The organism is Enterobacter sp. SECR19-1250, assembly GCF_013391025.1.
GTDB lineage: Bacteria > Pseudomonadota > Gammaproteobacteria > Enterobacterales > Enterobacteriaceae > Enterobacter > Enterobacter cloacae.
Map to the genome: position 1 here is coordinate 22,014 of NZ_JACASJ010000063.1, position 7,582 is coordinate 29,595.

At 55.8% G+C, this 7,582-nt stretch carries 5 protein-coding genes; 2 read left to right on the top strand and 3 right to left on the bottom strand.

Annotation, left to right across the window (positions count from 1 at the left end; translation table 11 throughout):
- Positions 1–197 precede the first annotated feature (197 nt).
- Complete coding sequence (gene epmA, locus HX884_RS16365; protein ID WP_014830371.1) at positions 198–1,175, top strand: elongation factor P--(R)-beta-lysine ligase; 978 nt, start codon at positions 198–200, stop codon at positions 1,173–1,175.
- Positions 1,176–1,218: 43 nt separating this feature from the next.
- Here the strand turns inward: epmA and mscM are convergent, their stop codons facing one another.
- The 3 genes from mscM to rsgA all read right to left on the bottom strand — a co-directional run bounded on the left by mscM (position 1,219) and on the right by rsgA (position 6,679).
- Positions 1,219–4,542 carry a miniconductance mechanosensitive channel MscM gene (gene mscM / locus HX884_RS16370; protein ID WP_178328481.1) on the bottom strand — a complete coding sequence of 1,108 codons (3,324 nt, stop codon included), beginning with the start codon at positions 4,540–4,542 and terminating at the stop codon, positions 1,219–1,221.
- Between the two features lie 19 nt (positions 4,543–4,561).
- Complete coding sequence (gene asd / locus HX884_RS16375; protein ID WP_178328482.1) at positions 4,562–5,530, bottom strand: archaetidylserine decarboxylase; 969 nt, start codon at positions 5,528–5,530, stop codon at positions 4,562–4,564.
- A gap of 96 nt (positions 5,531–5,626) precedes the next feature.
- A complete protein-coding gene (gene rsgA / locus HX884_RS16380; protein WP_013095279.1) occupies positions 5,627–6,679 on the bottom strand; it encodes a small ribosomal subunit biogenesis GTPase RsgA in 1,053 nt (350 codons plus the stop codon).
- A gap of 107 nt (positions 6,680–6,786) precedes the next feature.
- Between rsgA and orn the strand changes: the two genes are divergently transcribed.
- Entirely contained in the window at positions 6,787–7,332 is a 546-nt protein-coding gene (gene orn, locus HX884_RS16385; RefSeq protein WP_029883867.1) for an oligoribonuclease, read from the top strand.
- Positions 7,333–7,582: the final 250 nt, after the last annotated feature.

The window sequence follows — 7,582 nt, forward strand, 5'->3', positions numbered from 1 at the left end:
ATAACCGCGCGAACGGCAGGGAAATTTGACGTGTTCGATTTTTTTGCTGTTCTGTGCGGTGATTTATCATCGTGAATGATGTATTTCGTCACGTGATAGTTGCCCTAAATGAAATGCGATTTTTATTGCGCAAAATTTGTCTCTGTCCGTGCTAACGAGTAGACTTCGTGCCCTTGTCTGAAATCGGAGAATTACCCATGAGCGAAACGGCCACCTGGCAGCCGAGCGCATCCATCCCCAATCTGCTGAAACGCGCTGCAATTATGGCGGAGATCCGCCGCTTCTTTGCCGACCGCGGAGTCCTTGAGGTGGAAACGCCGTGCATGAGTCAAGCTACGGTAACGGATATTCATCTGGTGCCGTTTGAAACCCGTTTTGTTGGCCCCGGCCATTCACAGGGCATGAACCTCTGGCTGATGACCAGCCCGGAATACCACATGAAACGCCTGCTGGCGGCAGGGTGTGGCCCGGTGTATCAGTTGTGCCGCAGCTTCCGTAATGAAGAGATGGGGCGTCACCATAATCCGGAATTCACCATGCTGGAGTGGTACCGTCCACATTACGATATGTACCGCCTGATGAACGAGGTAGACGATCTGCTGCAGCAGGTTCTCGACTGCTCAGAAGCGGAAACGCTCTCTTATCAGCAGGCTTTCCAGCGTTATCTGGAAATTGATCCACTGTCAGCGGACAAAACCCAGCTGCGCGAAGTCGCGGCAAAACTGGATCTGAGCAACGTGGCGGATACTGAAGAAGATCGCGACACGCTGCTGCAACTGCTCTTCACCTTTGGGGTTGAACCGCAGATTGGCAAAGATCGTCCGACTTTCGTCTACCACTTCCCGGCAAGCCAGGCTTCTCTGGCGCAGATCAGCACTGAAGATCACCGCGTGGCGGAGCGTTTTGAGGTCTATTACAAGGGCATTGAGCTGGCGAATGGCTTCCACGAACTGACCGACGCCCGCGAACAGCAGCAGCGTTTTGAGCAGGATAACCGCAAGCGCGCCGCGCGCGGTCTGCCGCAGCAGCCTATTGATACTAACCTGCTGGAGGCCCTGAAAGCGGGTCTGCCGGATTGTTCTGGCGTGGCGTTGGGTGTGGATCGTCTGGTGATGCTGGCGCTGGGCGCAGAACAGCTGGGCGATGTGATTGCTTTTACCGTCGATCGAGCCTGACGGCAGTACCCCCTCTCCCACGGGAGAGGGGGTACTGGCTGGCTTACAAACTCCCCGCCGGGCGTTTACGCGCCGCAGAGGTTAATGTTTTTCCTGTCTTAAATCCGTCCAGGCTTTCCAGACGCATCTGGAACGGTGGGAACGGCATATCAATACCGTGCTCACGGAAGCCAGCCAGAATCAGCTGGTGGATCTCATGGCGCAGCGGCATACGGTGCCCCATTTCGGCGGCGTAAATACGCAATTCGAAAATCTGGATACCCTGCTGGAGATCGACCAGGAACACTTCCGGCGCCGGGTTATCAAGGACCAGCGTGCAGCGTTCGGCGGCGGTGTAGAGGATCTGTGTGACCTCTTCACTGTTGGCATCCGAGGGCGCTGGTACCGTCAGCACCACACGCGTGACAGAGTCTGACAGCGACCAGTTGATAAACTGCTCGGTGATAAACGCCTTGTTGGGCACGATGATCTCTTTGCGATCCCAGTCGCTGATCGTGGTGGCGCGGGTGTTGATTTTGGTGATGCTGCCTGTCAGATCGCGGATCGTCACCGTATCGCCAATACGAATCGGTTTTTCAAACAGGATAATCAGGCCGGACACAAAGTTAGCGAAAATCTCCTGCATGCCAAAGCCCAGACCAAACGTCAGCGCGGCAACTAGCCACTGCAATTTAGACCACTCAATACCAATCATGGAGAATCCAACCATCCCGCCAAAGAGCAGAATCAGGTATTTGGTGATGGTGGTAATGGCATAGCCCGTACCGGGGGTTAAATCCAGGTGCTGCAACAGCGCCAGCTCCAGCAGTGCCGGGAAATTACGCACCAGCTGCGTGGTGATGATCAACACCAGAATGGCAATCAGAACCGCACCTAAGGTTATGGGCTCCAGGCTCTCCACACCCTGCACCGTGGACGTCACATCCCACAGCGAGATGTTCTCCAGGAAACCAAACGCGGAGTGGATTTCTGACCACAGGAAGATCACCGACAGCAGCGCAATCAGCATCAGGATGGAGCGTACCAGACGCAGAGACTGGGTGCTGATAGCGTCGAGATCCAGCTCAACCTCGTCCGCATCTATCGTGCCTTCGGTGCTGTTGACGTGGTTTGGCTCATCCTCGCCTCGCGCACGCTGGGCGAGGATCTCCGCCCGGCGATGCTTGGCGCGGTCAAACGCCAGACGGCGTCGCTGGATCAACATCCCCCGGCGGATGACGTGATAGATCACCAGCAGCAGGAACCAGATGGCAACGGAGGTTTCCAGTCGCGCCAGCAGTGCCTGCGAGGTCGCCAGGTAACCCACCGCCGCTGCCAGCATGGCAACCAGGGGGGCGCACAGCAGCAGGTTCCAGAGCATGCGGTTGAACATGTTGTCGCCGCTGCCGGTTTTATCCAGATAGAGCGGTATACCAGCCCGTTTCAGGCTGAGCGTGACGATGGCCAGCGCACCGCATATCAACATAAAGCAGAGACGGCCCAGCGAGCCCGAAAACTCCCGGTCATTGAGATTATCAAACATGATCAGCGCCATAATCAGCGGCACAATCAGCCCGATGCTCATCAGGTAGTAACGCATGGCGCGCGCCACGCGGTTACGCGGCCAGCCAAAGTGAGCAATGAACAGACCATTCGGTCGCGCAAACGTGGCGCAAATCATCACTACCCACAGCAGGGGGACGGTAGCGGTCACGCCATCGCCAATGGCGACCGCGAGCGGGTAGGGCCAGGCCTCCCGCAGGCCATAACCGAGCGTCATCCACAGGACCGGCAGCGGCGAGGCGACAAGTATTGACCAGAACACGGTACGCAGCGTCAGCCAGAAGTGATCCTGCGTAACCTTACCCACCCGGGCGCTGGAGCGTTCCAGGAAGCGGGTGAAGTGTCTGCGTGAGTAAATGCTAAAGCCCACCAGAATCAACGCGCCCAGAAGAGGGAAAATGGTCTCTTTGCTGGTGAGCATCATCACGCTGGCTTTTCCAAGCTGGCTAAAGGTATCCAGCGAGATCAAACGGCGCAGATCCTGAACGATCTCGATTGGCCATGAGAAGGTCATTGGGCGCACGTCAGAGGTCCAGAAGAGATAACGGTGCGTTGCCTCGTTCACCTCTTTCAGCGCATCTTCCAGCTGACTGTTGGAGACCTTCAGCTTGGTCAGCTCCAGAATCAGCGTATCCCCGCCCTGTAACAGGGAGTTCAGCAGCTCGCGCTGGGTCCGCAACTGGGCTTCCAGAATACGGTTTTGCTCGCTGGTGAGAGGCTGCCCATCGGCCTGACGGATCTGGCGGATTTGCGGCTGTTTATTGAGAAGGTCTTCATAGTGCAGGCGTTGAACACGCAGTTGCGCCATCTCGGTATCCAGCTGCTGCGGTTTTGGCATCTCCGGCAGGCGTGAAACCTGGGCGCGTAATGCCTCTCCCAGCAGGTTGGACGAGCCCAGCCACTGAGACTGCTCGCGCAGGGTGTTGAGCGCCTGGCGAACCTGAAGGGTTTGATTGGTGGCCTGACGTTGCTGGGACGCCACCAGATCCATACGCTGCGCCTGCTGATTCAGTGCAGCAGAGAGCTCACGGTTAACCTTAAACTGGTCAACGATGCCCGCTGGCAGGTTATCGCTGTTTTCTGCCAGCAGCTCGGTGCTTTCCAGCGCGCGCTCAGCTTCACGCTGGCGCTGGCTGTTAAGTTGATTACGTAAAGCCTGCAGGTAAGCATCGAGCTGTTCGCTCTGCTTTTGCGCCAGTTCGGAGCGCATCCGCGACAGCTCCTGGCGGTTGTTTGCCGAGAGCTGCGCCAGCTCCAGTTCATCGACCAGTGCTTTAAGTCTGGCTGATTCAGCCTGAAGCGACAGATTTTGCGCCTGGTTCTGCGGCGTGTTACCCGTTTGGGTACCGATGCGGCGCTCAACCTCGTTGAGCTGACGGCGGGCATCGGTTTGCTGTTGCGGAAGCTGGCTCAGCGAGTCGGCGATTTCACGTGCGCGTTCTTGCTCCTGCTGTGCCAGACGACTCTTTTCCAGAAGCTGACTGCTAACCTGCAGGATCTCCTGATTCAACGCGTCAGAGGTCATGCCAGCAGGCACATCGCGCGGTTCATCGCGCAGATTGCTCAACTGATTGCGTAGCGTTTGCGAGAGTTTGGGGAAGTTGTCGATAACCTGCTGATATTGCTGAGCGCGCTCAAGGGAGCCTTTCCGCTCCTCAAGCGCATTCAGTGCAGACTGGAGCGACTCCACGGTCTCTGGCTGAGCGGGTTTTGCCGCTTTCGCCTGCTCCAGTTCCTGGGTTATCTGTTTTGCGTCGGGGGCTGTCGCTGCGTACGCCCCCATGCTGAGGCACCAGGCCATCAGTAGTACGATAATCGGGCGCACGTCAGCGTTCCTTCTGTTGTTAGCCTTCGTCTTTTTTGTCGTCAACCGGCGGGCTGGCGTCAAGTTCGGTCTTGATCTCTTCTTCCGGGAGCGGTGCAGGCTCTGCGTCCGGCGTCACGAAAGGTTCAGTCGAGACCGCCAGCGGCTGGCCGAGTTTGGTGACTGACAGGCTCTGGAGCTGTTCAGCCAGCTTCACTTTGCCAGGGGCAAAGAGGTTGATAACCGTGGAACCCAGCTTGAAGCGACCCATCTCCTGGCCTTTCAGCAGAGCGACTGCGCCTTCTTCTTCACCGGCAGGCCAGGTCCAGCGTTTGATCACGCCTTCACGTGGTGGGGTGATGGTTCCAGCCCAGACCGTTTCGATGCTGCCGACAATCGTTGCACCCACCAGAATCTGCGCCATTGGGCCAAACTCAGTATCAAACAGGCAGATGACGCGTTCGTTACGCGCGAACAGGTTGGGAACGTTTTGCGCGGTCAGGTGGTTCACGGAGAATAGATCGCCCGGCACGTAGATCATTTCACGCAGGATCCCGTTGCACGGCATGTGCACGCGGTGATAGTCACGCGGAGAGAGATAGGTGGTGGCGAAGGTACCGTTGCGGAACAGATCCGCCATCAGATAGTTACCCGCCAGCAGCGCTTCCAGGCTGTAGTTGTGGCCTTTTGCCTGCAGGATTTTATCGTCTTCGATGTTACCCAGCTGGCTAATCACGCCATCCGCAGGCATGACCAGCACGTTAGGATCGGTATCAACCGGGCGGACTTCGTCGCGCAGTGGGCGCACGAAGAATTCGTTGAAGGTGCGATAGCTGGCGGTATCTGGCTTCTGCGCCTCTTTCATGTCGACCTTGTAATATTTTACGAAAAGGTCGATGACCAGTTTGGTCAGCCAGCCCGCTCGTTTGCTCGCGCCCCAGCCCGCCAGGCGAGTGAGCCACAGTTTTGGCAGAATGTATTGAAGCGAAAGTTTAAATGCGTTTAACAAGGTAGCCTCCAGGCCATTTTTTTTCGTTCCTGATCCGGCTGTAATCAGCCGGAACCTGAAAAAAGGGGACGATTTTAGCGATGCTTAGCTTAGTTGTCAGTTATCAGAATCAGAAAAGTTTTTACGCGTTTTTACCTGATCCATGCTCTCAAGAATGCGGTGGTAGTTATCAAAGCGGGTCTCCGCAATCTCACCTTTCTCGACCGCTTCGCGGATGGCACAGCCCGGGTCGTTATCGTGTTTACAGTCCCGGTATTTGCAAGCCCCTAAATAGTCATGGAATTCGACAAATCCGTTGAAGATTTGTTCCGGCTCAAGGTGCCACAAACCGAATTCGCGCACGCCAGGAGAGTCAATCACATCGCCGCCATGCGGGAAGTGGTAGAGACGAGAAGCGGTAGTGGTGTGCTGGCCCAGACCCGAGACATCAGAGACATCGTTAGTCAGAATTTCTTGCTGGAGACCGAGAAGATTATTCAGCAGGCTGGATTTCCCCACGCCGGACTGACCCGCAAAGATACTGATGCGCCCGGTCAGCGCTTCTTCTAAGGGTTTCAGGCCATCTTTGGTGTAGCTGGAGACCATCAGCACGCGATAACCGATCTTGCGGTAGATATCCATCTGCTCATTCACGAAGTCCATACCTTCATCATCCAGCAGATCGATCTTGTTCAGAACAATGATTGGCTCAACCTGTAACGTTTCGCAGGCAACAAGGTAGCGGTCGATAATATTGAGCGACAGCTCGGGCAAAATCGCCGAGACGATGACGATCTGGTTGATATTGGCGGCAATGGGTTTTACCCCGTCGTAGAAATCGGGACGGGTAAGTACCGACGTGCGCTCGTGAACCGCTTCAACGATACCTTTGACCGTTACGCCTTCCGCCGCCTCTTTACCTGGACGCCAGACAACGCGATCGCCGGTAACCAGCGAACGGATAGTCCGTCGAATGTTGCAACGGTGGATCTCACCGTCGGCGGATTCCACGTCGGCATGCATACCGAAACGGCTGATGACGACGCCTTCCGTCGGCTCACCAAACAGGTTGTCGTCGTAATCGACCTTCTCCGAAGTGGTTTTAAGGCGGCGCTGGTGATTGGCATTCACGCGGCGCTGCTGCCCTTTGGAGAGTTTATTTTTACTCAATCGCGCTGGCTCCTGGTCGCCCGTAAGGGGCAAAACCTCTATGATACACTCTAATTAATACTAGTTAACCTGCTACAGCCGGTTATGCGAGAAGGGTGGAAAATAACATGAGCGCGGATGAAAACAACCTGATTTGGATCGATCTTGAAATGACCGGGCTGGATCCCGAGCGCGATCGCATTATTGAGATTGCCACGCTGGTCACCGATGCAAACCTGAATATTCTGGCGGAAGGGCCAACCATTGCGGTGCACCAGTCCGACGATCAGCTGGCGTTGATGGATGAGTGGAACGTGCGTACCCACACCGGCAGCGGGCTGGTTGAACGGGTGAAGGCGAGCACGATGGGCGACCGCGAGGCGGAGCTGGCGACGCTTGAGTTTCTGAAAAAGTGGGTCCCGGCGGGCAAATCCCCTATCTGTGGTAATAGCATTGGCCAGGATCGTCGTTTCCTGTTTAAGTACATGCCGGAGCTGGAGTCTTACTTCCACTACCGTTATCTGGACGTGAGCACCCTCAAAGAGCTGGCGCGCCGCTGGAAACCCGAAATCCTCGATGGCTTTAAAAAGCAGGGTACGCATCAGGCGATGGACGATATCCGTGAGTCCGTCGCGGAGCTGACGTACTATCGCGAAAACTTTATTAAGCTGTGATTTTGAGACCTGGCGCCTTGCGTGGCCGGGTTTTTGTCGTTAAATTGCTCAGCTTGCCGATTAAATAAGCACTTGAACTGATTTTCGAAAAAATCGCGTTGAGGGGGGTTGCAGCTAAAAGGATTTCTCGTATAATGCGCCTCCCGTAACGACAGAGAAATACGCGTTACGACAGCAACAAAAGCAGTACAAATTTGCGGGAATAGCTCAGTTGGTAGAGCACGACCTTGCCAAGGTCGGGGTCGCGAGT